A 24,643-nucleotide genomic window follows, 5' to 3' on the forward strand; every position below is an offset into this window, starting at 1 on the left:
GGAGGCGGACGATCGTTGCCGGCGACTCCGCCTCTGTGGCAGATGCCTTTCCCATGCTCACCCGCCGTATCCTGCTGGCCGTCCCGCCGGCCCTGCTCGCTGCCTCCGCCCTGGCGCAGCAGCCTGCCAAACCCGCCCGTGTCTCCACCCCCGAAGAGACCGCGAGCTTCCGTCGCTATCTCGACGATGTGGCGGCCGAGGCCCGCAGGAAGGGCATCTCGCCGGCCGTGATCGATCGCGCGCTCGGGCCGATCCGCATCAACTGGCGGGTCATCGAGCTCGACCGCAACCAGCCCGAAGTCAAGTTCACCTGGGAACAGTATCGTACCCGCATCGTCAATGACGGCCGCGTCGCCCGCGGCCGCGAGCAACTGGCGAAGCATCGCGCCATCCTCGACCAGGTCTCCGCACGCTACGGCGTTCCGGCCGGGATCATCGTCGGGCTCTGGGGGCTCGAATCCGACTATGGCCGCGCCATGGGCGGCTTCAACGTGGTCGAGGCCGTGGCCACGCTCGCCTGGGAAGGGCGGCGCGGCGCCTATTTCCGTGGACAGTTGATGGACTGCCTGAAGATCCTGCAGGCTGGCGACATCCCGCCCGAGAAGATGGTCGGAAGCTGGGCCGGGGCGATGGGCCAGACCCAGTTCATGCCCGACAGCTTCCTGAAATACGCCGTCGATTTCGACGGCGACGGGCGACGCGACCTGTGGACCAGCTTCCCCGACGTGTTCGCCTCCACCGCCAACAACCTGGCCATGGACGGCTGGAAGGCGGGCCAGCCCTGGGGCACCCAGGTGCGGCTGCCGGGTGGGTTCGACCCGGCCTGGGGCGGCCGGGCCAACCGGCGCCCGACCAGCGAATGGGCCCGCATGGGGGTGGTGTCGTTCGACGGGGGCAGCCTGCGGCCGGGCGACGCCCCGGCCTCGATCATCCTGCCCGGCGGGCCGGGCGGCGAGGCGTTCCTGGTCAATGCCAGCAACTTCCGCGCCCTGCGCGCCTACAACCCGTCGGATTACTACGCGCTGTGCATCTGCCTGCTCGCCGATCGTATTACCACGTGACGCAAGCCGCCCGCCTCCTGCCGGTGCTGCTGCTCGCCGCGTGTGTCGGCGGCTGTCATACGGGGCCGCGACAGGCGGCCCCGCAACCGGGCCGCTACGTGGTCGGGGAGCCGTACCAGACCGGGGGACTGTGGCGCTATCCGCGCGAGCAGTTCGAGTACGCCGATACCGGACTCGCCGCGGTGGCCGGCGCCCACGCGCCGCAGACCGCCAATGGCGAGACCTACGACCCCACCGCGCTCGCCGCCGGGCATCGCACGCTGCAACTGCCCGCGCTGGCGCGCGTGACCAGTCTGGAGACCGGCCGGGCGGTGCTGGTGCGCATCAATGATCGCGGCCCGGCCGACCCGGGCCGGCTGATCGAGCTGACCCCGCGCGCCGCCGAATTGCTCGGCGGCGGCAAGGGACCGCTGCGGGTGCGCGTGCAACTGCTCGAGGCCGAGAGCCGGGCGATGGCGGGCGCGCTTGCGGAAGTGCCGCTGCTCAGCGTCGCCACCGCCCCGCGCGGCGGCGTGCAGGCCGAGAGCCTGGCTCCGCCGCCCGGTGCCCGCCAGGCCGTGCGGGTCCGCGGCGCGGCTGCCGGCCCGGTGGCTCAGGCCACCGGCAATGCTGCCGTGCCGACCGTGCCCTTGCGCCTGCCCGAGCAGGTCTGGCAGCAGCCGGCGGACCCCGGATTGCTGTATATCGAATGCGGCAGTTTTGCCCGCCTGGAATATGCCCGGGTCATGCAGCACACGCTCGCCGGCCTGGGGCCCCAGGTATCGACCGACTACAACGCCCCACGCGAGCGAGCATTTCGTGTTCGCATCGGTCCGTTTGCCGATACCACGCAGGCCGATGCGATGCTGGACCGTACCTTGCGGGCCGGCGTATCTGATGCCCGCATCGTCGTGGATTCCCGGTAGAGTCCACGCAAGGAGCCGCCTCATGCTCAGCCGTCGATTCCTGCTGGCCGGCGCCGCCGTCGGCCTGCCCAGCCTTGCCGCTGCCCAGACGCGGCCCCAGCACCCGGCGCCGCGCCCGCCCGCGCCGCATCCCGCCGGGGCCGCGCCTGGCCGGGGCCGCCGCCCCGCCGAGCCCGTGCCCACCGGCACGCCGGCCAATACGCCGATCGGGCCGCTGGACACCGCCGCCCGGTGGGCGGTGGTCCTGGATTTCGCCACCGGGGCGACGCTGCTCGACAAGGACGCGGATGCGAGCATGCCGCCCTCGTCGATGACCAAGCTGATGACGATCTACATCGTCTACAGCCTGCTGAAATCGGGGCGGCTGCAACTGACCCAGGAACTGCCGGTCTCCGAGCGCGCCTGGCGCATGGGCGGATCGAAGATGTTCGTCGGCATCGGCACGCAGGTGAAGGTCGAGGACCTGATCCGCGGCGTGATCGTGCAGTCCGGCAACGATGCCTGCATCGTGCTGGCCGAGGCGATCGCCGGCTCGGAGGAACAGTTCGCCGAGCTGATGAACCAGAAGGGCAAGGAAATCGGGCTGCAGAACAGCAATTTCCGTAACGCCACCGGCTGGCCCGACCCCGAGCACCGCATGAGCGTGCGCGACATCGCCGTCCTCGCGCGCCGGCTGATCCAGGATTTTCCGGAATACTACCATTACGATTCCGAAAAAGCTTTCAAATACAACAATATCGAGCAACAGAACCGCAATCCGCTGGTGCAGAAGAACCTCGCCGACGGGCTCAAGACCGGCCACACCGACGATGGTGGCTACGGCCTGGTGGCAAGCGCCGAGCGCAGCGGGCGGCGCATCGTGCTGGTGGTCAACGGCCTGAACTCGATGCGCCAGCGCGCCGAGGAAGGCGAGCGACTGCTGGAATGGGCGTTCCGGGAATTCGAGAACGTGACCCTGTTCACTGCCGACCAGCCGGTGGAACAGGTGCCGGTCTGGCTCGGCACCCAGCCGACGGTGCCGCTGGTCGGCGGGCGCGACCTGGTGGTCACCATGCCGCGGGGCTGGCGCAACCGGGCAAAGATCACCCTGGAATATGACACGCCGGTGCAGGCGCCGGTGGCGCGGGGCGCCCAACTGGGTCGGTTGACGGTGATCGGGCAGGGCGTGCCGGAAATGCAGGTGCCGCTGCTGGCAGGGGCCGATGTGCCGCGGCTCGGGCTGCCGGGGCGGGCCTGGGCGGTGCTGACCCACTATGTGACGGGTAGCTAAGACAAGGAAGGCAAGGGCTCCGCCCTTGACCCCATTCGCGCTGCGCGGCACAGGAAATAACGGGTTCCAAGGGCGAAGCCCTTGGCGGAGGTCCAGGAGGCGGAGCCTCCTGGTCGGGTGCGGGGCAACGCCCCGCCAAACATAGGTATCAGGGATGCCGCAATCAGGCCGCTTCATCACCTTGGAAGGCGGCGAGGGGGCGGGCAAGTCCACCCAGGCGGCATTGCTGGCCCAGGCCCTGAACGCGGCCGGCGTGCCGGTGCTGCGCACGCGCGAGCCCGGCGGCGCCCCCGGCGCCGAGGCGCTGCGGCAGTTGCTGCTGGAAGGACCGGTTGCCTGGGATCCGCTGGCGGAATGCCTGCTGCATTTCGCCGCGCGAGCCGAGCACGTGGCCAAGACGATCCGCCCGGCGCTGGAGGCGGGCACCTGGGTGGTGTGCGACCGGTTCTTCGATTCGACCCTGGTCTACCAGGGCTGGGGGCAGGGTGCCGACCGGGCGGTCATTGCTCAACTGGTTGACATGCTCGGCCTGCGGCCCGACCTGACACTGGTGCTGGATGTTCCGGTGGAGGTGTCGATGGCCCGGCTGGCCGGGCGAGGCACGGCGGCCGACCGTTACGAACGGTTGGGGGCCCCGTTCTTCGCCCGCATCCGCGAAGGCTTCCTGGCGGTGGCGGCGGCTGAACCGGGGCGCTGCGCGGTGGTGAACGCCGCCGATGCGATGGACGCGGTGGCGGCCCAGGTCACGGACGCGGTGCGCGTGAGGCTGGGGCGACCGTGACCCTGCCCGAGCCCCGCGCCAACCCGCTCCTGATCGGCCATGCAGCCGCGGAAGCGGCGATGCTGGAGGCGCTGCGGGGCGGCCGGCTGCACCATGCCTGGCTGATCACCGGCCCACCCGGCATCGGCAAGGCCACCCTGGCCTTCCGCTTCGCCCGCCGGCTGCTCGCCGGCGGCGAGGAGGCACTGGCGCTGCCGGAGACCCACCCGACCTTCCGCCGGGTCGCCGCCGGCACCCATGCCGACCTGCTGACCATCGAGCGCGCCTGGGACCCCAAGCGCAAGAAGCTGCGCGGCGAGATCGTCGCCGACGACGTGCGCGCGGTGAGCGAGTTCCTGCGCCTCACTCCGGCCGAGGGCGGCTGGCGGGTGGTGGTGCTGGACGGGGCGGAAGAGATGAACCGCCACGCCGCCAACGCCCTGCTCAAGGTGCTGGAGGAGCCGCCGGCACGGGCGGTGTTGCTGCTGGTCTCCGCCGCCGCCGGCCGGTTGCTGCCGACCATCCGCAGCCGCTGCCGCCGCCTGCGCCTCTCCCCGCTGGCCGAGGAAGAGGTGCGGGACCTGCTCGACCGGGCGCTGCCCGGCACCGACGCCGAGGAACGGGCGCGGCTGGCATCGATGGCCGAGGGCTCGCCCGGCCGCGCCTTGGCCCTGGCCGAGGGCGGCGGGGTGGCGCTGGCCGATCTTGTGTCCCAGGTGATCGAACGGCTGCCGGGCCTCGGCGCCGGCCAGGCGCACGAGGTCGCCGACACGGTGGCGCGGGACGAGGACAGTTTCGCCACCTTCATGGACCTGCTGCGCGGCACCGTGGCGAGCGCGGTGCGCGATGCTGCCAGGGGACGCGCCGATCCCGACCAGGCAAGGCTGCTCGGCGCCCGGCCCCTTGATGCCTGGGTGGAGGTGTGGCACGCGCTGACCCGCCTTCAGGATGAGACTCAGGCGTTTTATCTCGACCGGCGCCAAGCCATCGTCTCCGGCCTTGGCCTGCTGGCCGGCACTGCCCCGAGAATGTCATGAAATCAAAATACTACATCACGACCCCGATCTATTACGTGAATGACGTGCCACATATCGGGCACGCCTACACCACGCTGGCCTGCGACGTGCTCGCGCGCTGGAAGCGGCTGGACGGGTATGATGTGTTTTTCCTCACCGGCACCGACGAGCACGGCCAGAAGGTGGAGAAGGCGGCCGCCGCCGCGGGGGTGGCGCCGCAGGCCTTCACCGACCGGGTCAGCCCGGCCTTCCACGAGATGGCGCAGGTGATGGGCGTCAGCAACGACGACTTCATCCGCACCACCGAGCCGCGCCACAAGCGGGCGACGGCGGAGCTGTGGCGGCGGCTGCAGACCAACGGGCAGATCTATCTCGGCGGCTATGAAGGCTGGTACGCCGTGCGCGACGAGGCCTTCTACGACGAGAGCGAGCTGGTCACCCGGCCGGACGGCACCAAGGTGGCGCCCACCGGCGCGCCGGTCGAGTGGGTGGTCGAGCCCTCGTATTTCTTCAAATTGTCCGCCTGGCAGGACAAGCTGCTGGAATTCTACGAAACCCATCCCGACTTCATCGCCCCGACCAGCCGCCGCAACGAAGTGCTGAGCTTCGTGCGCGGTGGGCTCAAGGACCTCTCGATCAGTCGCACCAGCTTCACCTGGGGCATTCCGGTGCCGGGCGATCCGGCGCATGTGATGTATGTCTGGCTGGACGCGCTGAACAATTACGTGACCGCGACGGGCTGGCCCGACCTGCAGGCGCCGCGCGCGGGGTTCTGGCCGGCCGACCTGCACATGGTCGGCAAGGACATCCTGCGCTTCCACACCGTCTACTGGCCGGCCTTCCTGATGGCGGCCGGGCTGGAACCGCCGAAGCGCGTCTTCGCCCATGGCTGGTGGACCATCGAGGGCGAGAAGATGAGCAAGTCGCTGGGCAACGTGATCGCCCCCGCCGAGCTGGTGGCCAGCTACGGGCTCGACCCGGTCCGTTTCTTCCTGCTGCGCGAGGTGCCGTTCGGCAATGACGGCGATTTCAGCCACCGTGCCCTGATCCAGCGCAAGAACGGTGAACTCGCCAACGACCTGGGCAATCTCTCTCAGCGCTCGCTCAGCCTGATCGCGCGCAACTGCGAGGGCAGGCTGCCGGTGCGCGGGCCGCTGAGCGAGGACGACACCGCCCTGCTCGCCGCCGCCGAGGCGCTGCCCGGCGCGGTGCGGGAGCGCTTCGACCGCCAGGCCTTCCACGACGCGCTGGAGGAGATCTGGAAGGTGATCCGGGCCTCCAACAGCTATATCGACCGCCAGGCGCCCTGGGCGTTGCGCAAGACCGATCCGGCGCGCATGGCGACGGTGCTGCGGGTGCTGGCCGACGTGCTGCGCGCGGTCGCGACCGTGCTGCAGCCGGTCATGCCGGGCAGCATGGCGAAGATGCTCGACCAGCTCGGCGTCCCGGAGGAGGCACGGACGATCGCGGCGCTGGGCGCTCCGCTGCCGGATGGCACCATCCTGCCGCCGCCGCAGGGGGTGTTCCCCCGTCATGTCGAAGATGCCGCCTGACCCGGCCATGCTGATCGATTCGCATTGCCATCTCGACTACTACCGCCCCGACGAGATCGAGGCCGTGCTGGCCCGCGCCGCCGCGGCGGGGGTGGGCGAGATGGTCACCATCGGCACCCGGCTGAGCCAGTCGGAGGTGATGCGGCGCCTTGCCGAGACCCATCCCAATGTCTGGTTCACGGTGGGCACGCATCCGCACCATGCCGCCGAGCAGGAGGTGCCGTCTCCCGAGGCGATCGCCGCCCTGGCGGAGCATCCGCGCTGCATCGGCATCGGCGAGGCCGGGCTCGATTATTTCTACGACAAGGCCCCGCGGGATGTGCAGCAGGCGGTGTTCCGCGCACATATCCGCGCCGCCCGGCTGGCCGGGGTGCCACTGGCCATCCATGCCCGCGACGCCGATGCCGACGTCGCGGCGATCCTGCAGGAAGAATGGGATGGCGGCGGTCCTTTCGCCTTCCTGTTGCATTGCTTCAGTTCCGGGCGAGGACTCGCGGAAGCGGCGCTGAAGCTGGATGGCCACCTGAGCTTCTCGGGCATCCTGACCTTCCCGAAATCCCAGGAAATCAGGGACATCGCGCGCGACGTTCCGATGGAACGTCTGCTTGTTGAAACCGATTCCCCGTATCTGGCGCCGGTGCCGTTCCGCGGCAAGCGCAACGAACCGGGCTGGGTGGCGCATACCGCGCGCGTGCTGGCCGAGGTGAAGGGGGTCAGCCCGGAGGCGATGGCCGCGACGACCACCGCGAATTTCCGGCGGTTGTTCAGGAAGGCGGCAGAGGCGTGAATACCATGATCCGGGCGGTGTTGATGGGGACGGGGGGCTCGGCCGGCGTCCCGCATATCGGCGGCGCCGACGGGCACGGCGACTGGGGCGCCTGCGACCCGCAGGAACCGCGCAACCGCCGCACCCGCAGTTCGCTGCTGGTCAGCCAGGGCAGTGCGACCCTGCTGGTCGACACCCCCCCCGACCTGCGCGCCCAGTTGCTGGCCAGCGGGACCGCGCGGGTGGACGCGATCCTGTTCACCCATGCCCATGCCGACCACATCCTCGGGCTGGACGACGTGCGCATGCTCAACCGCAACATCGGCCGGCCGATCGAGGCCTTCGCCACCGAGGCCACGCTGTCCGAGCTGAAGCGCCGCTTTGATTACGCCTTCCGCCCCTGGGAGCCGCCCGGCTTCTACCGGCCGGTGCTGATCGAGCACGTGGTCACCCCCGGCCAGACCGTGCATGCCAGCGGCATGCGGGTGCAGGTGTTCGACCAGGACCACGGCTATTCCCGCTCGCTTGGCATGCGCATCGGCGGGTTCGCCTATTCGACCGACGTGGTCGGGCTGGACGAGGCCGCCTTCGCCACGCTGGAAGGGGTGGACACCTGGGTGGTGGCCTGTTTCCAGCGGCAGCGCCATCGCTGCCATGCCTGGATCGACCAGGTGCTGAGCTGGGTCGAGCGGGTGCAGCCGCGCCGGACGGTGCTGACGCATATGGGCCAGGACATGGACTGGGCCTGGCTGGTCGAGCACCTGCCGGCCGGCATCGAGCCCGGCTATGACGGCATGGTAATCGACGCGCCGGCCTGATCCGGTGGCGGCTCGGTGGCGGCGAGCAGGCTCATGACCCGGTCGGCGAAGCGATCGGGATCGACCGGCTTGTGCAGCAACGCGAACGGCCCGGGGCCGAGCTCGCCGATCGCTTCCACCGCACCGCCGCCGATATAGCCGGTCATCAGGATGGCCGGCAGGCCGGGGAACCGCCGGCGCGCCTCGCGGATCAGGTCGGCGCCGTTGCGTCCGGGCATGGACAGGTCGGTCACCAGCACGTCGGGCGGCATCGGCAGCGCGGCCAGCAGCGTCAGAGCCGCCGCGGCATCGGCCGCTTCCTCCACCTCCTGGCCATAGCCGCGCAGCGACGCCGCCAACATGCCGCGCACCAGAGCGTCATCGTCGACCAGCACCACATGCACGCGGGTGGCGGCGGGCAGGGCAGGCGCCGGCGCCGGCACGGGGGCCTCGGCGGCAGCCAGCAGCGCCACCGGCAGCCACAGCGTGACCCGCGTGCCGACGCCGGGCGTGCTGTCGATGGCCAGCGCCCCGCCGGATTGCTCGGCGAATCCCTTGGCCATCGGCAAGCCGAGGCCGGTGCCCTCGCCATGCGGCTTGGTGGTGAAGAAGGGCTCGGTGACACGGCCAAGGATGTCGGGCGGGATGCCGGCACCGTTGTCGATGATGATGATGCGCAGGTACTGGCCCGGCGCGAGCCCCGGCCCCGCGGTGTCGCCCACCGCCTCCAGGCAAAGCCGCGGATGCTCGATCCCGGTGAGGGCATCGCGGGCATTGATGGCGAGATTGACCAGCACGGTGCCAAGCTGGGCACGGTCCACCAGGATCAGGGGCAGGTCGGCGGCGGCCCGCACCTCCACCCCGATCCGCCCGCCCAGCGTCGGCGCCAGCATCTCGGCCAGCTCTCCGAGCAGCAGGGCCGGATCGACCGGCTCGGCCCGCAGCGCGTCGCGCCGGGCGAAGGCCAGCAGGCGCCGCACCACCGAGGCGCCGCGCTCGGTGGCCTCCACGATGAGATGCGCCAGCCGCTCGACCGCGGCGGCATCGCCGGCACGGCGGGTGATCAGGCGGGCGCCGCCGAGCACCGCCTGCAGCGTGTTGTTGATGTCATGTGCGATGCCACCGGCGAGCTGGCCCAGCGCCTCCAGCTTCTGCGCCTGGCGCAGCGCCGCCTCGGCCCGCTCGCGTTCGACCACCTCGCGGCGCAGACGTTCGTAGGCCTCGGTGAGGGCGCGAGTGCGGGCGGCGACCTTGGCTTCCAGCATCTCGTTGGCTTCGCGCAGTGCCGCCTCGGCGCGGCGGCGGTCGCGGATGTCGCGCAGGATGGCGGAAACGCCGAGGACCCGCCCGTCGGGGGCGAGCATGCGGGCGGCGGCGATCGCCACGTCGATGCGCTCGCCGTCCTTGGCGCGGCGGATGGTCTCGAGATTGACAGGCGCACCGGCCATGGCGCGGCGGAACACCTCGCCATGGCCCTCCGGCCCCTCGGGGGGGACCAGCAAGCCGACCGGGCCGCCGAGCGCCTCGGTGGTGGTGTAGCCGAACAGGCGCTCGGCGGCCCGGTTCCAGCTGAGGATGCGACCGTCCTCGGCGGCGAAGCTGACCACCGCATCGGAGGTGGAGGAAATGATGGCGGCAAGCAGCGCGCTCTCCAGTTCGGCGCGCTTGAGCGCATCGACCTCCAGCGCGCTGCCGACCCATTGCAGGACGTGACCGGCCTCGTTGCGCACCGGGTTGCCGCGGGCGGTGAACCAGGACCACGCCCCGGCGGCATTGCGCAGCTGCATCTCCACCGCATAGGCGTGGCCCTCGGCGATGGCGCGGCCGTGCAGCTCGCGGACCTGGGCGCGCTGGTCGGGATGCACCGCCTCCAGCCAGCCGCCGTCCCGGGTCTGGGCTTCGGTGAAGCCGGAGAACTCGTACCAGTAGGGATTCCAGTAGGTGATCTCGCCCGTGGCGGTGCCGATCCAGACCACCTGGGGGGTGGCTTCCACCAGGGTGCGGAAGCGCAGCTCGCTTTCGCGCACCGCCTGCTCGGCGGCACGGATGCGCAGCAGCGCGCCCACGGCGGCCACCAGTTCCTCCGGTTCGACCGGTTCGTTGAGGAAGGAATCGGCGCCGCTCTGCAGGCTGCGCACGCGCGCGGAGCTGGCCTTCACGGTGGCGGAGATCTGCAGCACCATCATCGCCTGGGAATCGCGCTTCAGGCGCCGGCACACCTCGATGCCGTCGATGTCGGGCAGGCGGACGTCCAGCAGCACCAGCGCCGGACGCCGCTCCGCGGCCAGCCGCAGCGCCTCGGTCCCGGTGGCGGCGTCGATGACCCGGTAGCCGGCCTGCTCCAGGATGCGGCGCTTGGCGTAGCGAATGGGTTCCTGGTCGTCGACGTTGAGGATCAGTCTGTGGTCGGGCATGCGCCGGCCTCCATCGCCGCGGCGAGGTGCAGCGCTTCGCACAGGCTCGCCCGGTCGAGCACGCTCTTGGACAGGACGGGAACGCCCCGCGGCAGGCGCGCGCGCAGGGCGCCGTCGACGGGCAGGGAGGTGCAGACCACCACCGGCACCGCTCGCGTGGCCGGATCGGCGGTGAGCGCGCGCAGCAGGGAAAAGCCGTCCAGCCCGGGCATGTTGAGGTCGAGCAGGATGGCGTCGGGCTGCAGCTCCCGCGCCTGCTGCAGGCCGCTCAACCCGTCGGCCGCCTCGATCGCCTCCCAGCCCGGCTCGGCGCCGATCAGGCGCCGCAGCACGTAGCGGGCGGCATCCTCGTCGTCGATCACCAGCACCCGCCGCCAGCCGGCGCGCGGCCCCGGCGCGGGCAGCGCCGCGGCGTGGCGCAGCGGGATGACGAGGCGGAAGCTGGCGCCGGCACCGGGGGTGGAACTGACCGTCAGCGTGCCGCCGAGCAACTCGGCGAGCCGCCGCGACAGCGGCAGGCCGAGGCCGGTGCCCTTGTTGCGCGCCTGCAGGCTGCTTTCCACCTGCTCGAACGGCTCGAAGATGCGCCCCTGGTCGACGGGCGCGATGCCGATCCCGGTATCGCTGACGGTAAAGGCCACCCGGTCCTCCTCCAACGCCGCCACGCTCACGCGGACCTCGCCCGTTTCGGTGAATTTCAGCGCGTTGCCGATCAGGTTGCGCAGGATCTGGGTGAGCTTGGTCTCGTCGGTGACGAGGTCCGGCGGATCGGCCGGCGGCTCGAACACCAGCTCCACGCTGCGATTGGCCTGCAGCGGCTTGAACATGCCGCGCAGCCCGGCGAACAGGTCGCCGACGCGCAGCGACGCCGGGCGGATCTCCACCTTGCCGGCCTCGATCTTGGCGAGATCGAGCAGGTCGTTCACCAGATCCAGCAGGCTGCCGGCGGACTGGCGGATGAACAGGACCTGCTTTTCCTGTTCGGCGGACAGCTCGCCGTCGGTGCGGTCGAGCAGCAGGCGCGAGAGCGCCAGGATGGAGTTCAGCGGCGTGCGGAACTCGTGGCTCATGTTGGAGATGAAACGGGATTTCAGCTCGCTGGCCTCGCCGAGCTCGCGCGCCTTCTCGTCGAGCTCGGCATAGAGCGCGACCACGCCGCGATTGGTGTCTTCCAGCTCGCGGTTGAGGCGATCGAGGTCTTCCTGGCGCGCCTGTAGCGCCGACAGCGTGCGCAGCAACTCGCCGTTCGCCTCGCGCAGGGCGAGGGCGGGATCCTCGCGGCTGGCGGGGGGGGCGGCCAGGGCGCCGGCGGATGGCAAGGCTGTTCCCGGCGGCAGCGCCTTGCCGAGCAGGACGACGGTGCCGCCGGGGCGGCTTTCGATGATGAAACGGTCGGTCAGGCGGCGCGCGCCGAGCAATCCCATGCCGGCCCGCCAGCGATCGGCGCCGTACAGCGCGGCATCGAGATCGGCGATGCCCGGCCCCTGGTCGGCGATGCGGACGGCCAGCATCGGCTGCGGATCCTGCAGCAACAGGATCTCGGCACGGCCGCCGCCGCCATGCACGATGGCGTTGCGGGCGATCTCCGACACGGCGGTGGCGAGGCGGGTCTGGTCCTGCGGATCCATTCCCAGCCGCGCGGCGACATGGCGGACGCGCTGCCGCACGGCGACAACATCGGGTTCCTGGGCCAAGGCGAGAGTGACGAGCGGCCTGTCCATCTCAATCATCGGGGATGGACGCGGGCGTCGCGGCGACCAGCACGCAGCAATCGTCGCGACCGCGCGCATGATCGCGGTAGAGCAGGGCGGCGGCCAGGGTCGGGTGCAGGGCGAGCAGGCCGGCCTGGCGCGGCGGCCACCAGGACGAGGCGAGCCCGTCGCTGTGCATGACCAGGACGGCGCCGTCCGGCCAGGGATACTCGAACTCCTGGATGCGGCGCAGCTGGTGGCCGGCGGTGCCGTTATGGGAGAGCATCCGCCGGATCTCCGTGCCCGCGACCACCGCGGCGCCGATATTGCCGATGCCGGCGAAGGTCACGGCGCCACGCGCCGCATCGACGCGAGCGATGGCGACGGCGGCGCCGCGCGTGGGGCGCAACGCCTGGTGGATTGCCTCGAGAATGGCGCCGGGCGGGCGCAGCGGCGCCTGGCGAAACCGCCGCACCGCTTCCGCGGCGGCATGCGCCGCGTCGGGCCCGTGGCCAAGGCCGTCGGCCATCAGGAACACGCGCAGCGCGCCCTCGCTGATGGCGGTCCAGGCATCGCCACAGGCACGCTCGCCCCGATGCGGAACAGTGACGGCTCCCCAGGCAGGCGAGAGATCCATGGGCGAATGATCCTGTATGGCAAGGCCGTCCGGCGTGGGACGGGACGCCGCGATGGCGAGCCGCGCCAGCACCGCGCTGCCGCTGCCCGGGGCGGATTGCAGCCGGAACAGCCGGGCGTTGCGCCGCACCGCGCCGAGGCCCGTGCCGGACGTTCCCGCGGTAGAATAACCATCCCGCAGGCAAAGCCCGGGATCGCGCATGCCGGGCCCGCGATCGAGGGCCAGCAGGTCCAGCCCGGCATGGGAGGGATCGGAATGCGCGGGATCGGACCAGGGACCGCAGAGCAATTCGCCGCCGCCGCCATGCTTGAGGAGATTGGTGGCGAGCTCGGTCGCCACCAGCGCGACCCGGCCGACGCCGGCCGTGTCGAAACCCGCCTCCTGTGCCACCTCCACGCAGAGGCGGCGGGCTTCGCCAACCTGGCTCGTTTCGGTTATTGCAACCGCTAGCACCTGATCATTTCCAGCGCGCGAGCGTCACCCGGGTTCCTTCACCGGACCGGGAGACGATGTGAAATTCGTTGCAGAGCCGCCTGGCGCCGCCGAGCCCCAGGCCGAGGCCGCCGCCGGTGGTGAAGCCGTCGGTCAGGGCCTGCTCGATGTCGGGGATGCCGGGGCCCTGGTCCTCGAAGGTCAGGCGCACGCCGCGGCGCGGGCCATCGCTCAGGGTCTCGATCAGCACGGAGCCGCCGCCGCCATAGTCGAGCGTGTTGCGTGCGATCTCGCTGGCGGCGGTGATGATCTTGGTCTGGTCGACCAGGCCCAGCCCGGCCTGGACCGCATGCAGCCGCACGGCCTGGCGGATGCGCACGACGTCGTCGCTGCTGCGGATGGGCAGGCTTTCACGCCCGGGCACGGCGGATCAGCGCCATGCCGCGCTCGACATTGAGCGCGGTCCGCACGCCGGGCAGCGAGAGGCCGAGTTCGACCAGGGTGATCGCCACCGCGGGCCGCATCCCCACCACCACCGTCTCGGCGTCGAGCACGCGGGAGACGGCGGCGATGTTGCCGAGCATGCGACCGATGAAGCTGTCGACGATCTCGAGGGAGGAGATGTCGATCATCACCCCGCGCGCCCCGGTGGCGGCGATGCGGTTGGTCAGGTCCTCCTCAAGCGCCAGGACCAACTGGTCGTGCATGTCGACCTGGATGGAGACCAGCAGCGCGTCGCCCATCCTGAGGATCGGAATGCGGTCCATCCTGCTTGCGTCACGCGCGTGGGGCGGAGGCGATGACCTCGCGGCCGATACGACGCAGCGCCAACGCCAGGGCGTCGGCAAGCGTTGCCTTGGACACGACGTTCAGCTCGACGCCGAGATGGACCATGGTCTGGGCGATCTGCGGGCGGATGCCGCTGACGATGCAGTCCGCCCCCATCAGCCGAGCCGCGGCGACGGTCTTCAGCAGATGCTGGGCGACCAGCGTGTCGACGGTCGGCACGCCGGTGATATCGATGATCGCGATCTCGGCGCTGTGATCGACGATGCTCTGCAGCAGGTTCTCCATCACCACCTGGGTGCGCTGCGAATCCAGCGTGCCGATCAGCGGCAGCGCCAGCACGCCGTCCCACAGCTTGACCACCGGCGTCGACAGCTCGGCGATCTCCTGCTGCTGGCGGACGATGATCTCCTCGCGGTTGCGCTGGTAGATCTCGAAGGCATGCAGCCCGAGGGTGTCGATCACCTGGGTGATGTCCCAGACCATGCGCGCATCGCCACGGTTGCGCTCGATCGTGGCGAAGACCGGCTGCTTGAGCGAGAACACGAAGATGGCGGTCTCGGCGCCGGAGAAGCCCTGCAGCGCGCGGCTGCGCGAAATCTCGGTGAGGCTGTCGCGCAGCGGGGCATAGTCGGGTGCGGCGGCATCGGTGCCGGCGGCGGCGAGGGCGGTGGCGAGGCGGTGCAGCACGGTGCGGCACTGCGCCTGCAGTTCACCCTCGCGCAGCCGGCCGGACTGCAACGCCCCCTGCTGGCGCAGCAGGTCGAGCCAGTGCGCCAGGATGTCCGGCTCGTGCGCGGCGATGAGGGTGGCGAGATCGGACGGGGAAGCCTGGGACATACCGGCGCAACGCTCCTGGTCAGGAATGGGGGCGGAATGGCTGGTGAAGGATTTGGGTGAGTGTAGGAGGGGCCTCGGCAGCGGGAAACGCACCGGGCTCCTGCCCGGGGGGCCATGGCGGCGCAAACGCGGTCACATGACCTTGAGAAGCGGTCCGGTCCCCCACGCCCTGCACGGCACGCATCCGCGGAAATGCAGGCGTGCGGAGGGCAACCGGAGGGCGAGCCCACCCGAGGTTGCGGGGCGCGAGACGACTGGCCTAGAAGGGGCGCCGTTGGCGGCGCCCGTCATCATGCGCTGACCCAGGCGGCCCGGCCGCTTCTCCTTTTCCAACATCGTTGCGTCAAATGAACGATCTTCCCGCTGCACGCCTCGAGCCTGCACATCTTGATCCTGGGCGCCCCGAGCCAGGGGAAGGTGCGGCGCTGCCGGACCGGGCCACCGCGGCGTCGGCGCTGCGGCTGGTGCGCCGGCTGACATTGGGCCTCGCCCTGGCGGCTGCCCTGCTGGCGGCGCCGCCGGCCCTGGCCGGGGTGTTTCCCTCTGTCACGATGCTGCGGGAACTGGGCCGTGCCCCGTTCATGACCTTGCCCCTGGCGGCCCTGCTGGTGGCCCTGGCCGGGTTCGCCGGCAGTTGGGCGATGGCCTGGGCGAGGGGGCGCGGCGACCCCGATCTGGTGCGGCGCGCGGCGCGCTGGCCGCAGGCGCTGCTGGTGGTGCCGCTGGCCGGGGCGGTGGCCGCGGCCGTGCTGCTGCCACGGGCAGCGATCCCGCCGGCCGCCCCGGAGACGGCCTGGCTGTGGGGCGGGACCATGGTCGTCCTGGCCTTCCCGCTGCTGCTGGCCGAGCGGGTGCTGGCGACCCTGCCGCCGGCGCGGCTGCCGGAGGCGCCGGCGCTGCGCGGCCTGATCTTCCTGCCCACGATCCTCCTGCCGGCTGCCGGCCTGCTGGAAATCGCCGCCGGGCTGGGGGCGCCGTCCCTGGCCGGGCGGCTGGCGACGGCGTTGTCGCTGCTGCCCTGCGCCATCGCCGCCGAGCTGGCCCTGCGCGCGGCCGGGCGCTGCTTCCTGCCGCCGCCGCCGGCCGCCGAGGCTCGCGCGGCGGTGCGCTCGGTGCTGGCCCGCCTGCTGGCCGAGGGGCCGAGGGCAGGGGGGCTGGCCGCGCCGGTGCGGCAGCACCTGGGCATCGATTTCACCCGGAGCTGGGCGCTGGCCTATGTCCGCGCCGCCTTCGCGCCGCTGGTGCTGGCGCTGCTGCTGCTGTCCTGGGGCCTGAGCGGCGTCGCCATCGTCGGGGTCGACCGGCGCGCCGTCTATGAACGCTTCGGGGCGCCGGTGCGGGTGCTGCAGCCGGGGCTGCATCTGGTGTTGCCCTGGCCGCTCGGCCGGTTGCGAGCGGTCGAATTCGGCACCGTCCACGAAGTCGGTCTGAAGCGCGGTGATGCCGTCCCGGACCGCTTCGGCGCCGAGGATATTCCGCCGCCCGGTGCCGACCGCCTGTGGGAGCGCAGCCACGCCAACGAGACCTGGTTCCTGATCGCCGCCGCGCGTAACGGCCAGCAGAGCTTCCACATGGTCAACGCCGATATCCGGCTGTTCTACCGGATCGGGCTCGGCGACGCGGACGCGCTGCGCGCCACCTATGGCGTGGTCGACCTGCCGTTGCTGCTGCGCCGGATGGCGGGGCGGGTGATGGCGGGCTTCTTCGCCGGGCGCACGCTGGAAGCGGCGCTGGGCGAGAACCGCGAGGCCATGGCCGAGCGGCTGCGCGCCGTGCTGCAGCGCGACCTGGATGCGGCGGGCACCGGGCTCGACCTCACCGCGGTCATGATCGATGCGATCCATCCGCCCGGCGGCGCCGCCGATGCCTACCATGCCGTGCAGGCGGCGCAGATCAGCGCCGAGGCAAGCATTTCTGCCGAGCGCGGCCGGGCCCATGCCACCCAGGCGGAAGCCTGGCAGGGCGTGGCGGCGCTGGCCACCGATGCCCGGGCGACCTCGGCGGAGCTGGTCAACACGGCGACCGCCGACGCCACCCGTTTCGCCGCCGACCGCGACGCCGCTGCGGCCGCCGGCCGCGCCTTCCTGTTCGAACGCCGCCTTTCCAGCCTCGCCACCGCCCTGACCTCGATGGACCTGCTGGTGGTCGATCATCGCCTCGGCGGTGCGGAGGCGCCGCTGATCGACCTGCGCCCGCCCACCAGCAGCCTCGGCAAGGAGCCCACGAATTGATCCCGATGCCACGCCTGCTGCAGGCCACGCTGCGCTTCACCCTGGCCGGCATCGTGCTGGCGGGGGCCGGGCTGGCCGGAACCGCCGTCATGGTCAGCTCCGGCGAGGCGGTGGTGGTGACCCAGTTCGGCGCCCCGGTGCGGGTGCTCACCGAGCCGGGGCTCGCCTGGAAGCTGCCGGCGCCGCTGCAGGCCACCATCCCCGTCGATTTGCGCCTGCGCACCAGCTCGACCGGGCTGCAGGACGTAGGCACTCGCGACGGGCTGCGCATCCTGGTGCAGACCTACGTCGCGTGGCAGGTGCCGCCCGAGCCCGAGCGCGTCCGCCAGTTTCTGCGCGCGGTCCGCAACGATCCGGACGAGGCGGCGCGCCAGTTGCGCAGCTTCGTCGGCTCAGCGCTGCAGGTCACCGCCAGCAGCTTCGATCTGGCCGACCTGGTCAACACCGATCCCGCCCGGCTGCGCCTCGGCGCCTTCGAGCAGCGGCTGAAGGCGCAGGTGGAAGGGCAGGTGCTGCAGACCTACGGCATCCAGGTGCAGCAGGTCGGCATCGAGACGCTCAGCCTGCCCGACGCCAGCCTCGTCGCCACGGTGGCTCGCATGCGCTCCGAGCGCGAGACGGTGGCCGCCGAGCGCACCGCGGAAGGGCTGCGCGCCGCCGCCGAGGTCCGCTTCAACGCCGAGCGCGACGCCCGCATCACCATCGCCCGCGCCCGCACCGAGGCGGCGGAGATCGAGGCCACGGCACGGCGCGAGGCGGCGGAGATCCAGGGCCGCGCCTATGCGGCCGACCCGCAGCTTTACATGATGCTGCGCGGTCTCGACACGCTGGGACAGGTGGTCGGCAGCAACACCCGGCTGGTGCTGCGCACCGATGCCGCGCCGTTCTCGCTGCTGGTGCAGGAACCCCTCGCGGCGGAGCCGCGGAAATGACCGCCGGCCCTCTCGCGGGGGACGGGACGCCGGACGGGCCGGTCGTCCAGTCGCTGCGGATCAGCTTCCGCGTGCTGTCGCTGGCCACGCTGCTGCTCGGGCTGGGTTGGGCCGTTTCCAATTGCCGCCAGGTGCCGCCGGAGTCGCAGATCGTCGTCACCCGGTTCGGCGACGTCGTGCGGGTGCAGCAGGCCGGGTTGCTGCTGGCCTGGCCACGGCCGATCGAGCAGGTCGAACTGCTGCCGGCGCCGGCGCGCCAGAACGAGATGAAGGTGACCGCGCGCAATCCCGCTTTGCCGGACGGCGCCGGCACCTACCTGACCGGCGACGCCGGCGCGGTGCTGCTGGGCGGGACGCTGACCTGGCGCATCGTCGATCCGGTCGCCTATTTCCAGAGTCGCACCCATGTTGCCCCGGCGCTGAACCGGCTGTTCGCCGCCAGCGCGGTCAGCATCGCGGCGGGACGCTCGATCGACCGCTTCCTGGTGGTGCGGACCGAGCGCGACGGTGCCGACCCGCAGGTCCAGGCCCAGCGCCAGGCGCTGCGCGGCGAACTGGTGGAAGAGATCAACCGCCGGCTCCGTGCGCTGGAGACGGCGGGCGCGCCGCTCGGCGTCGAGGTGACCCGGGCCGATCTGGAAGCGTCGTTGCCCGCGCAGGCCCGGCCGGGCTTCGATGCGGTGCTGGCGGCCACCCAGCGCGCCGAGCAACGCCTCGCCGATGCCCGCACCGAGGCCACCCGCACCCTGCAGACCGCCGACCGCGAATCCGACCGCATCGTGACCCAGGCGCGCGGCGAGGCGGAGGAGCGGGTCGGGAAGGTCCGTACCGAGGTCGCCGCCGTGGCCGCGCTGGCGGCGCGCGACGCGCCCGCCGGCCGTCCCGCCTTGCTGGACCAGTTCTACCGCGAGCGCATCGCCGCGGTGCTGGGCCAGGCCGGCCGGGTGATCACCGTGGACCCGCAGGGCAGCAACCGCCTGATCCTGCCCGGAATACAGCCATGAGCATGAGTGCCACCGTCACCGAGTTGCCGACCGGGATGCTGGCGCGCAGCGAGCGGCTGCTGCTCGGGGCGCGGCTGACCCTGGCCATGCTCGCCGCCGGCTTGCTGGTGGTAGCGCTGGCCTGGGAGTTCGCCGTGCCCGAAGGGACGGCAGTGGCGACCCTGGTGGCGAGCACCGCCGCGGCGCTGGTCGCCGTGCCGGTGCTGATGGCCGCCTGGCAGAGCCTGCGCGCGCCGAGCCTGCACGGCATCGCCGACCGGCTGATCGCGCTGGCGCTGATCGCCGCCTGGGCGAATGGCGACATGATGACGGCGGCGGTGCTGCCGATCGTCATGATCATCGGCCATGTGCTGGAGGAACGCAGCCTGCTCGGCTCGCGCGAGGCGATCCGGGCACTCGGCCGCCTGACCGAGACGCAGGCGCGGCGGCTGCGCGGCGGCGTGGTGGAGATCGTGCCTGCCGCCTCGCTGCGTCCGGGCGATCTTGTGGAACTGCGGGCCGGCGACCGCGTGCCGGCGGACGGCATCGTGCGGGCAGGGACCGCCAGCCTCGACATGGCCTCGCTGACCGGGGAATCGGTGCCGGTGGACGTCACGGTCGGCGAGACGGCGCTGCTCGGCGCCATCGCCACCAACGGCCGGCTGGAGGTCGAAGTCACGCTGACCGGCGCCGACACCACGCTCGGCCGGATCATTGCGCTGATGCGGGCGGCGGAAGACGCCAAGCCGCCGGTCACGCGGCTGCTGGAGCGCTATGCCGGGCAGTATCTGTCGCTGGTGCTGGTGATCGCCGGCGGCACCTGGTTCGCCTCGGGCAACATGGCGGCGACCCTGGCGGTGCTGGTCGCCGCCTGTCCCTGTGCCCTGGTGCTGGCGGCGCCGGCCACCGCGATCGCCGCCATCGCGGTGGCGGCGCGGCACGGCATCCTGATCAAGGGCGCCGCCTTCCTTGAAAGCCTCGCCGATGTCAGGTCGGTGGTGTTCGACAAGACCGGCACCCTGACCACCGGCGAGCTGTCGCTGGCCCGTGCCATGCCGTGCGCGGGGACGACGGAGCGGGACTTGCTGCTGGTCGCGGCGAGCCTCGGGGTTGCCAGCAGCCATCCGGTGAGCCGGGCCGCCGTCCGCGCCGCGATGCGGGCCGCGCCGGACGCGGCGTCGCCCGCCGTGACCGGGCTGCGGGAGGAAGGCGGTTTCGGCATGACCGGCAGTTGCGCCGGCGTGCCGGTCGCCTTCGGGCGGCCGGAGCTGTTCGGGCGGCTCGGGGTCGCGGTGCCGCCGGTCCCGGCGCATGACGGCCCGATCGCCGGGGTCGGCCGCGACGGCGTGTTCCTGGGATGGCTGCTGTTCGCCGACGCGCCGCGCCCGGAAGCCGCCTCGGTGCTGGCCGAGTTGCGGGGGCTGGGGCTGGAGCGGCAGTTGCTGCTGACCGGCGACCGGGCCGCCGTGGCACGACGCATCGGCGGCGAGCTCGGCATTCCCGAAATCTGCGCCGAGACCTTGCCCGAGCAGAAGATGCAGCGGGTGCAGCAGGAGACCCGCAACGGGTTTCCGCCCTTGGTGGTCGGGGACGGTATCAACGACTCGCTGGCCTTGCGGGCCGGCGCGGTCGGTGTCGCCATGGGGGCGCAGGGCACTGACGTGGCATTGGCCTCGGCCGACGTGGTGCTGATCACCAGCGACCTGCGGCGGATCGCCACCGCGATCCGGCTCAGCCGGCGCTGCCGCCGCACCATCCAGGTCAATGTCGCGATCGGCCTGGGCTGGACGATGGTGCTGGTGGCGCTGGCGGCCGCCGGCCTGCTGGGCGCCCAGGGCGCGGTGATCGCCGCCTTGCTGCATAACCTGTCCACCTTCATCGGCCTGGCCAATGCCGGGCGGCTGCTGCTGTTCGACGAGACCGGACGCGCGGTGCCGCCAACGCCATGACCGTGGCCCGGCGGCCCGGGTTCCGGCATGCTGACTTTCCATAATATATCTTATACGACTATCCTGTCAGGCTGAAGACGCCCGCCTCATTCTACCATGAGATGCAGGACGGCTTCCGCACCGGGTCAGTTGGCCAGCCAGCGCGCAATGTCCTCGGCCCTGGGCACCCCGCCCGCATGCACCACCTTGCCGTCGACCACGATGCCTGGGGTGGACGCAATGCCATAGCCTGCGATCGCGGCGTAATCGGTCACCTTTTCGATGTGGACGGCCACGCCGAGCCGGGTGGCCTCGGCCTGCACCATCTCGGCGGTGGTCGTGCAGCGCCTGCACCCCGGGCCGAGAACCTTCACGTCCTTCATGGGATGTCTCCCGCTTTCGTCAGAACAAGGCGTTGAACAGGAAGCCGACGGCCAGGATGCCGCAACCGACCACGGTGACGAACACGACGATCAGTCGCAGACTCATGACCTTGCGCAGGATGATCATTTCGGGAAACGACAGCGCCGTCACCGCCATCATGAAGGCCAGTACGGTGCCGAGCGCGGCGCCTTTGCCAAGCAGGGCCTCGACCACGGGAATCATTCCCGCGGCGTTCGAATACATCGGGATCCCGAGCAGGACGGCAGCCGGCACCGACCACCAACTGCCGCTGCCCATGATGGAGCCCAGGATTTCGGCAGGAACGTAACCGTGGATGGCGGCCCCGGCCGCGATCCCGAGCACGACCCAGACCCAGACCTTGCCGACGATGTCGCGAACCGCCTCCAGCCCCGCGGCGATGCGGCCGGCGACGGTCAGGTCGGTCGCCGGCAGTTCAACGGCGCCCGCACGGATCGTGCGGACCCACGCCTCGAGCCAGCCTTCCAGCCGGAGGCGCCCGATGACCAGTCCGGAAACGATCGCGATCCCCAGCCCAAGCACCAGGTAGGCCAACGCCACCCGCCACCCGACCAGCGCGAACAGCAGCCCGAGCGCCACTTCGTTGATCATCGGCGCGGCGACCAGGAAGGAGAACGTGACGCCGAGCGGCACCCCCGCCGAGACGAAGCCGATGAACAGCGGCACCGCCGAGCAGGAACAGAACGGGGTGACGATGCCCAGCGCCGCGGCCGCCACGTTGCCTGTTCCCACGCGCTTCCCCGCCAGCAGCGTCCGCGTGCGTTCCGCCGAGAAGTAGCTCCGCACCACGCCCATGCCGAACACGACGAGGATGAGCAGCAGCAGCACCTTGGGCACGTCATAGGCGAAGAACGCGACAGCTTCGCCCAGGCGGCTCGCCCGCTGGATGGGCAGCAGCGATGTCACGGCCTCGGCGAAGGGACCGAGCAGCAGCCAGGCGCCGCTCCAGAGCCCGAGCGCGGCGGCCGTTCCCCCGAGCCAGAGCACGGGAGAGCCGGATCGTGCCGGGGCCGGCGGCGCCAGGGTGTTCATGCGGCGTCCCTCTCCTGCCCGGGCAGCGCGGCCAGCACGGCGTCCACGACGGTCGCGATCGCCGCCGGCAGATGCGGATTGCGCCGGTAGCGGACCCATTGCGCGTCACGGCGGTCGATCACGAGGCCCGCCGCCTTGAGCACGCCCATGTGGCGCGACATGCGGGACTGGGTGGCGCCCAGCCGGCGCATCAGTTCGCAGACGCAGTGCTCGTCGCCGTCCCACAGGATCCGGATGGCCCCAAGCCGGGTCGGCTCGGACAAGGCCCCCATCAGTCCGCAAACGTCCATGCCTATATCCGCTTATGCGCTTATCCGCATATAATAGCCCCCTTCCTTGTTGCGCAAGGGAAGATCTAATTCCCTTTCCGAATGTAAGATCAGATCTTCCGATGGGCCTCGATTTATTTGGAAAATATAGGTATAGCCTATTGATAAGGAACGCTGTTTGAAATAATTCACAGCGGAAACAGATTGGGAATTCGGTACAGGTTCAGATCCATGACTGTCTTGGCTGAAATGAAGATCGGCAGAAAAATTCTCCTGGCCCTTGGGAGCCTGCTGTTCATGCTCCTTCTGGTCGGCGGCATTTCGCTGCACCAGTCGACCCACGCAAGCCACATCACCGCCGATCTGGCCCGTAACCGGTTGCCAAGCATCCTGATCGTCGGCCGTCTGGCCGAAGCAGTCACTCGCGTCCGTCTGGCGCAGGGCACAGCCCTGGCCGCCGCGGACGCCAAGGACAAGAGCCTCGTCGACGAGCGTCGGATGAAGGCGTTCGCCGACGTCGAGAGAGCGCGGCAGGAGTACCTTCCCCTCGTCGATGCCGGCGAAGAAGCGCAGACCATCATTCCCGCCATCGATGCGGCCTGGCGGGATTACAAGGAGCAGAGCGCGAAGCTGGACGCGCTCAAAGGCAATGACGCCGCCGCGGCGCACTTCTTCATCAACGATCTCCATCCGTATTTCGCCAGATTGCGGGACGCGGTGCATGCCGACATCGCCTACAACGAGCGCATGGGGAAGATCGGCGCGAGTGACGCCGAGACGGAAGCCGCGCAGACATTCTGGATCATCGGCGGGATAACGGTCCTGTCCGCCCTGCTGGCATTGGTCGCGACCGCATGGCTGAACAGCGATGTCACCGCCCGGGTGGTCAGGCTGGCCGGAACCATGCGCCAGCTCGCCCACCGGGACTATGCCTTCGACCTGCCATGCACCAGGCGGCATGACGAAATCGGGGAGATGGCCAGGGCCATCGAGGAATGCCGCAACGGCCTCAAGGAAGCCGATGCCATGGCGGAGGCCCAGCGGCGGCGCCATGCCGAGGACGTCGAGCGCGCCGGCAGGCTGCAGACCCTGGCCAGGGCCTTCGAGGCAAAGATCGAGGAAATGACAGGCGTTCTCTCGTCATCGGCCACGGAGCTGCACGCCACGGCGCAATCCATGTCGGACACGGCGGACGGCACCGCGCGGCAGGCCGAGGCGGTTGCCAGCGCCGCCGGGCAGGCCAACGGGAGCGTCCAGACGGTGGCGGCCGCGACCGAGGAACTCGTCAGTTCGATCACCGAGATCAACAACCAGATCACGCAGTCCGCCTCGGAGGCCGGCAAGGCCGCCACCAACGCGCGGGAAACCGAGGCGATCGTGCAGTCGCTGGCCGACAGCGCCGAGCGCATCGGCCAGGTGGTCAGCCTCATCAGCGGCATCGCCGGCCAGACCAACCTGCTGGCCCTGAACGCCACCATCGAGGCTGCCCGCGCGGGAGAAGCGGGCCGTGGCTTCGCCGTGGTGGCCTCCGAGGTCAAGACGCTGGCAAGCCAGACGGCCAAGGCCACCGAGGAAATCGCCACGCAGATCGGACAGGTGCAGACGGCCACCCGCGCCGCGGTGGCAGCCATCCAGGCGATCGCCGTGACGATCGATCAGGTCAGCCAGAGGACGACGGCGATCGCGACGGCGGTCGAGGAGCAAGGGACCGCCACCCAGGAGATCGCGCGCAACGTCCATCAGGCCGCGTCCGGGACGCGCGACGTGACCGCGAACATCGGCGAGGTCGACAGGGCCGCGAAGAAGACCGGCAATGGCGCCCTCAATGTCGTTTCGGCCGCCGACAGCCTGTCCCGCCAGGCGGAGAACCTGAACCGGGAGGTCGGCGCGTTCCTGGCCGGCGTGAAGGCCGCCTGA

Annotated in this window: 22 protein-coding genes; 13 read left to right on the top strand and 9 right to left on the bottom strand. The window is 71.0% G+C overall.

Going from position 1 to position 24,643, the window contains the following annotated elements:
* Nucleotides 1–53 precede the first annotated feature (53 nt).
* The 8 genes from NBY65_RS25745 (at nucleotide 54) to NBY65_RS25780 (ending at nucleotide 8,149) form a co-directional block, all read left to right on the top strand.
* Nucleotides 54–1,061, top strand: a complete 1,008-nt coding sequence (locus tag NBY65_RS25745) for a lytic murein transglycosylase (RefSeq protein WP_162530572.1) — start codon at nucleotides 54–56, stop codon at nucleotides 1,059–1,061.
* On the top strand, nucleotides 1,058–1,966 hold the full coding sequence (locus tag NBY65_RS25750) for a septal ring lytic transglycosylase RlpA family protein (protein ID WP_162530573.1): 909 nt from the start codon (nucleotides 1,058–1,060) through the stop codon (nucleotides 1,964–1,966). Before NBY65_RS25745 ends, NBY65_RS25750 begins: the two co-directional genes overlap by 4 nt.
* 22 nt (nucleotides 1,967–1,988) lie before the next feature.
* Nucleotides 1,989–3,236, top strand: coding sequence for a D-alanyl-D-alanine carboxypeptidase family protein (locus NBY65_RS25755; protein ID WP_150041278.1), 1,248 nt, complete (start codon nucleotides 1,989–1,991; stop codon nucleotides 3,234–3,236).
* A 154-nt stretch (nucleotides 3,237–3,390) separates the two neighbouring features.
* Nucleotides 3,391–4,017, top strand: coding sequence for a dTMP kinase (gene tmk, locus NBY65_RS25760; RefSeq protein ID WP_150041279.1), 627 nt, complete (start codon nucleotides 3,391–3,393; stop codon nucleotides 4,015–4,017).
* A complete protein-coding gene (locus tag NBY65_RS25765) occupies nucleotides 4,014–5,033 on the top strand; it encodes a DNA polymerase III subunit delta' (RefSeq protein WP_239002815.1) in 1,020 nt (339 codons plus the stop codon). Before tmk ends, NBY65_RS25765 begins: the two co-directional genes overlap by 4 nt.
* Complete coding sequence (gene metG / locus NBY65_RS25770) at nucleotides 5,030–6,565, top strand: methionine--tRNA ligase (protein WP_150041281.1); 1,536 nt, start codon at nucleotides 5,030–5,032, stop codon at nucleotides 6,563–6,565. Before NBY65_RS25765 ends, metG begins: the two co-directional genes overlap by 4 nt.
* Nucleotides 6,566–6,572: 7 nt before the next feature.
* Nucleotides 6,573–7,352: a TatD family hydrolase gene (locus tag NBY65_RS25775; protein WP_150041310.1), complete on the top strand. Its 780-nt coding sequence runs from the start codon at nucleotides 6,573–6,575 to the stop codon at nucleotides 7,350–7,352.
* A 5-nt stretch (nucleotides 7,353–7,357) separates the two neighbouring features.
* Complete coding sequence (locus NBY65_RS25780) at nucleotides 7,358–8,149, top strand: MBL fold metallo-hydrolase (RefSeq protein ID WP_239002818.1); 792 nt, start codon at nucleotides 7,358–7,360, stop codon at nucleotides 8,147–8,149.
* On the opposite strand, the gene NBY65_RS25785 is transcribed toward NBY65_RS25780, so the two are convergent.
* Genes NBY65_RS25785 through NBY65_RS25810 form a run of 6 tightly spaced genes read right to left on the bottom strand, consistent with a single transcriptional unit; the run spans nucleotide 8,116 to nucleotide 14,928 of the window.
* Nucleotides 8,116–10,542 (bottom strand): response regulator, encoded by a 2,427-nt coding sequence (locus NBY65_RS25785; protein ID WP_150041282.1) that lies wholly within the window; start codon nucleotides 10,540–10,542, stop codon nucleotides 8,116–8,118. The two genes, NBY65_RS25780 and NBY65_RS25785, sit on opposite strands and share 34 nt — an antisense overlap.
* Nucleotides 10,524–12,263, bottom strand: a complete 1,740-nt coding sequence (locus NBY65_RS25790; protein ID WP_203330502.1) for an ATP-binding protein — start codon at nucleotides 12,261–12,263, stop codon at nucleotides 10,524–10,526. The genes NBY65_RS25785 and NBY65_RS25790 overlap by 19 nt, the downstream gene beginning before the upstream one ends.
* A 1-nt stretch (nucleotide 12,264) precedes the next feature.
* Complete coding sequence (locus tag NBY65_RS25795; RefSeq protein ID WP_150041284.1) at nucleotides 12,265–13,323, bottom strand: ATP-binding SpoIIE family protein phosphatase; 1,059 nt, start codon at nucleotides 13,321–13,323, stop codon at nucleotides 12,265–12,267.
* Nucleotides 13,324–13,327: 4 nt separating this feature from the next.
* On the bottom strand, nucleotides 13,328–13,726 hold the full coding sequence (locus NBY65_RS25800; protein WP_150041285.1) for an ATP-binding protein: 399 nt from the start codon (nucleotides 13,724–13,726) through the stop codon (nucleotides 13,328–13,330).
* The gene (locus NBY65_RS25805) at nucleotides 13,713–14,069 is read right to left on the bottom strand and encodes an STAS domain-containing protein (RefSeq protein WP_150041286.1); all 357 of its coding nucleotides are present in this window, start codon (nucleotides 14,067–14,069) and stop codon (nucleotides 13,713–13,715) included. The genes NBY65_RS25800 and NBY65_RS25805 overlap by 14 nt, the downstream gene beginning before the upstream one ends.
* A 10-nt stretch (nucleotides 14,070–14,079) precedes the next feature.
* Nucleotides 14,080–14,928 (bottom strand): STAS domain-containing protein, encoded by an 849-nt coding sequence (locus tag NBY65_RS25810; protein ID WP_150041287.1) that lies wholly within the window; start codon nucleotides 14,926–14,928, stop codon nucleotides 14,080–14,082.
* A gap of 347 nt (nucleotides 14,929–15,275) precedes the next feature.
* Between NBY65_RS25810 and NBY65_RS25815 the strand changes: the two genes are divergently transcribed.
* From NBY65_RS25815 to NBY65_RS25830, 4 genes are read left to right on the top strand one after another with little or no spacing between them, the layout of a single operon-like run.
* On the top strand, nucleotides 15,276–17,159 hold the full coding sequence (locus tag NBY65_RS25815) for an SPFH domain-containing protein (protein WP_150041288.1): 1,884 nt from the start codon (nucleotides 15,276–15,278) through the stop codon (nucleotides 17,157–17,159).
* Nucleotides 17,160–17,164: 5 nt separating this feature from the next.
* Nucleotides 17,165–18,091 carry a protease modulator HflC gene (gene hflC / locus NBY65_RS25820; RefSeq protein WP_150041312.1) on the top strand — a complete coding sequence of 309 codons (927 nt, stop codon included), beginning with the start codon at nucleotides 17,165–17,167 and terminating at the stop codon, nucleotides 18,089–18,091.
* The gene (locus tag NBY65_RS25825; protein ID WP_150041289.1) at nucleotides 18,088–19,095 is read left to right on the top strand and encodes an SPFH domain-containing protein; all 1,008 of its coding nucleotides are present in this window, start codon (nucleotides 18,088–18,090) and stop codon (nucleotides 19,093–19,095) included. The genes hflC and NBY65_RS25825 overlap by 4 nt, the downstream gene beginning before the upstream one ends.
* On the top strand, nucleotides 19,092–21,023 hold the full coding sequence (locus NBY65_RS25830) for a heavy metal translocating P-type ATPase (protein ID WP_150041290.1): 1,932 nt from the start codon (nucleotides 19,092–19,094) through the stop codon (nucleotides 21,021–21,023). The genes NBY65_RS25825 and NBY65_RS25830 overlap by 4 nt, the downstream gene beginning before the upstream one ends.
* Before the next feature lie 125 nt (nucleotides 21,024–21,148).
* On the opposite strand, the gene NBY65_RS25835 is transcribed toward NBY65_RS25830, so the two are convergent.
* From NBY65_RS25835 to NBY65_RS25845, 3 genes are read right to left on the bottom strand one after another with little or no spacing between them, the layout of a single operon-like run.
* Nucleotides 21,149–21,385, bottom strand: a complete 237-nt coding sequence (locus NBY65_RS25835) for a thioredoxin family protein (protein WP_150041291.1) — start codon at nucleotides 21,383–21,385, stop codon at nucleotides 21,149–21,151.
* Between the two features lie 19 nt (nucleotides 21,386–21,404).
* Entirely contained in the window at nucleotides 21,405–22,457 is a 1,053-nt protein-coding gene (locus tag NBY65_RS25840; RefSeq protein ID WP_150041292.1) for a permease, read from the bottom strand.
* The gene (locus tag NBY65_RS25845) at nucleotides 22,454–22,747 is read right to left on the bottom strand and encodes an ArsR/SmtB family transcription factor (RefSeq protein ID WP_150041293.1); all 294 of its coding nucleotides are present in this window, start codon (nucleotides 22,745–22,747) and stop codon (nucleotides 22,454–22,456) included. Before NBY65_RS25845 ends, NBY65_RS25840 begins: the two co-directional genes overlap by 4 nt.
* Nucleotides 22,748–22,975: 228 nt before the next feature.
* On the opposite strand from NBY65_RS25845, the gene NBY65_RS25850 reads away from it, so the two are divergent.
* Entirely contained in the window at nucleotides 22,976–24,643 is a 1,668-nt protein-coding gene (locus tag NBY65_RS25850; RefSeq protein ID WP_275266307.1) for a methyl-accepting chemotaxis protein, read from the top strand.

Origin of the sequence: Rhodovastum atsumiense, from assembly GCF_937425535.1 — a bacterium.
Classification (GTDB): Bacteria; Pseudomonadota; Alphaproteobacteria; order Acetobacterales; family Acetobacteraceae; genus Rhodovastum; species Rhodovastum atsumiense.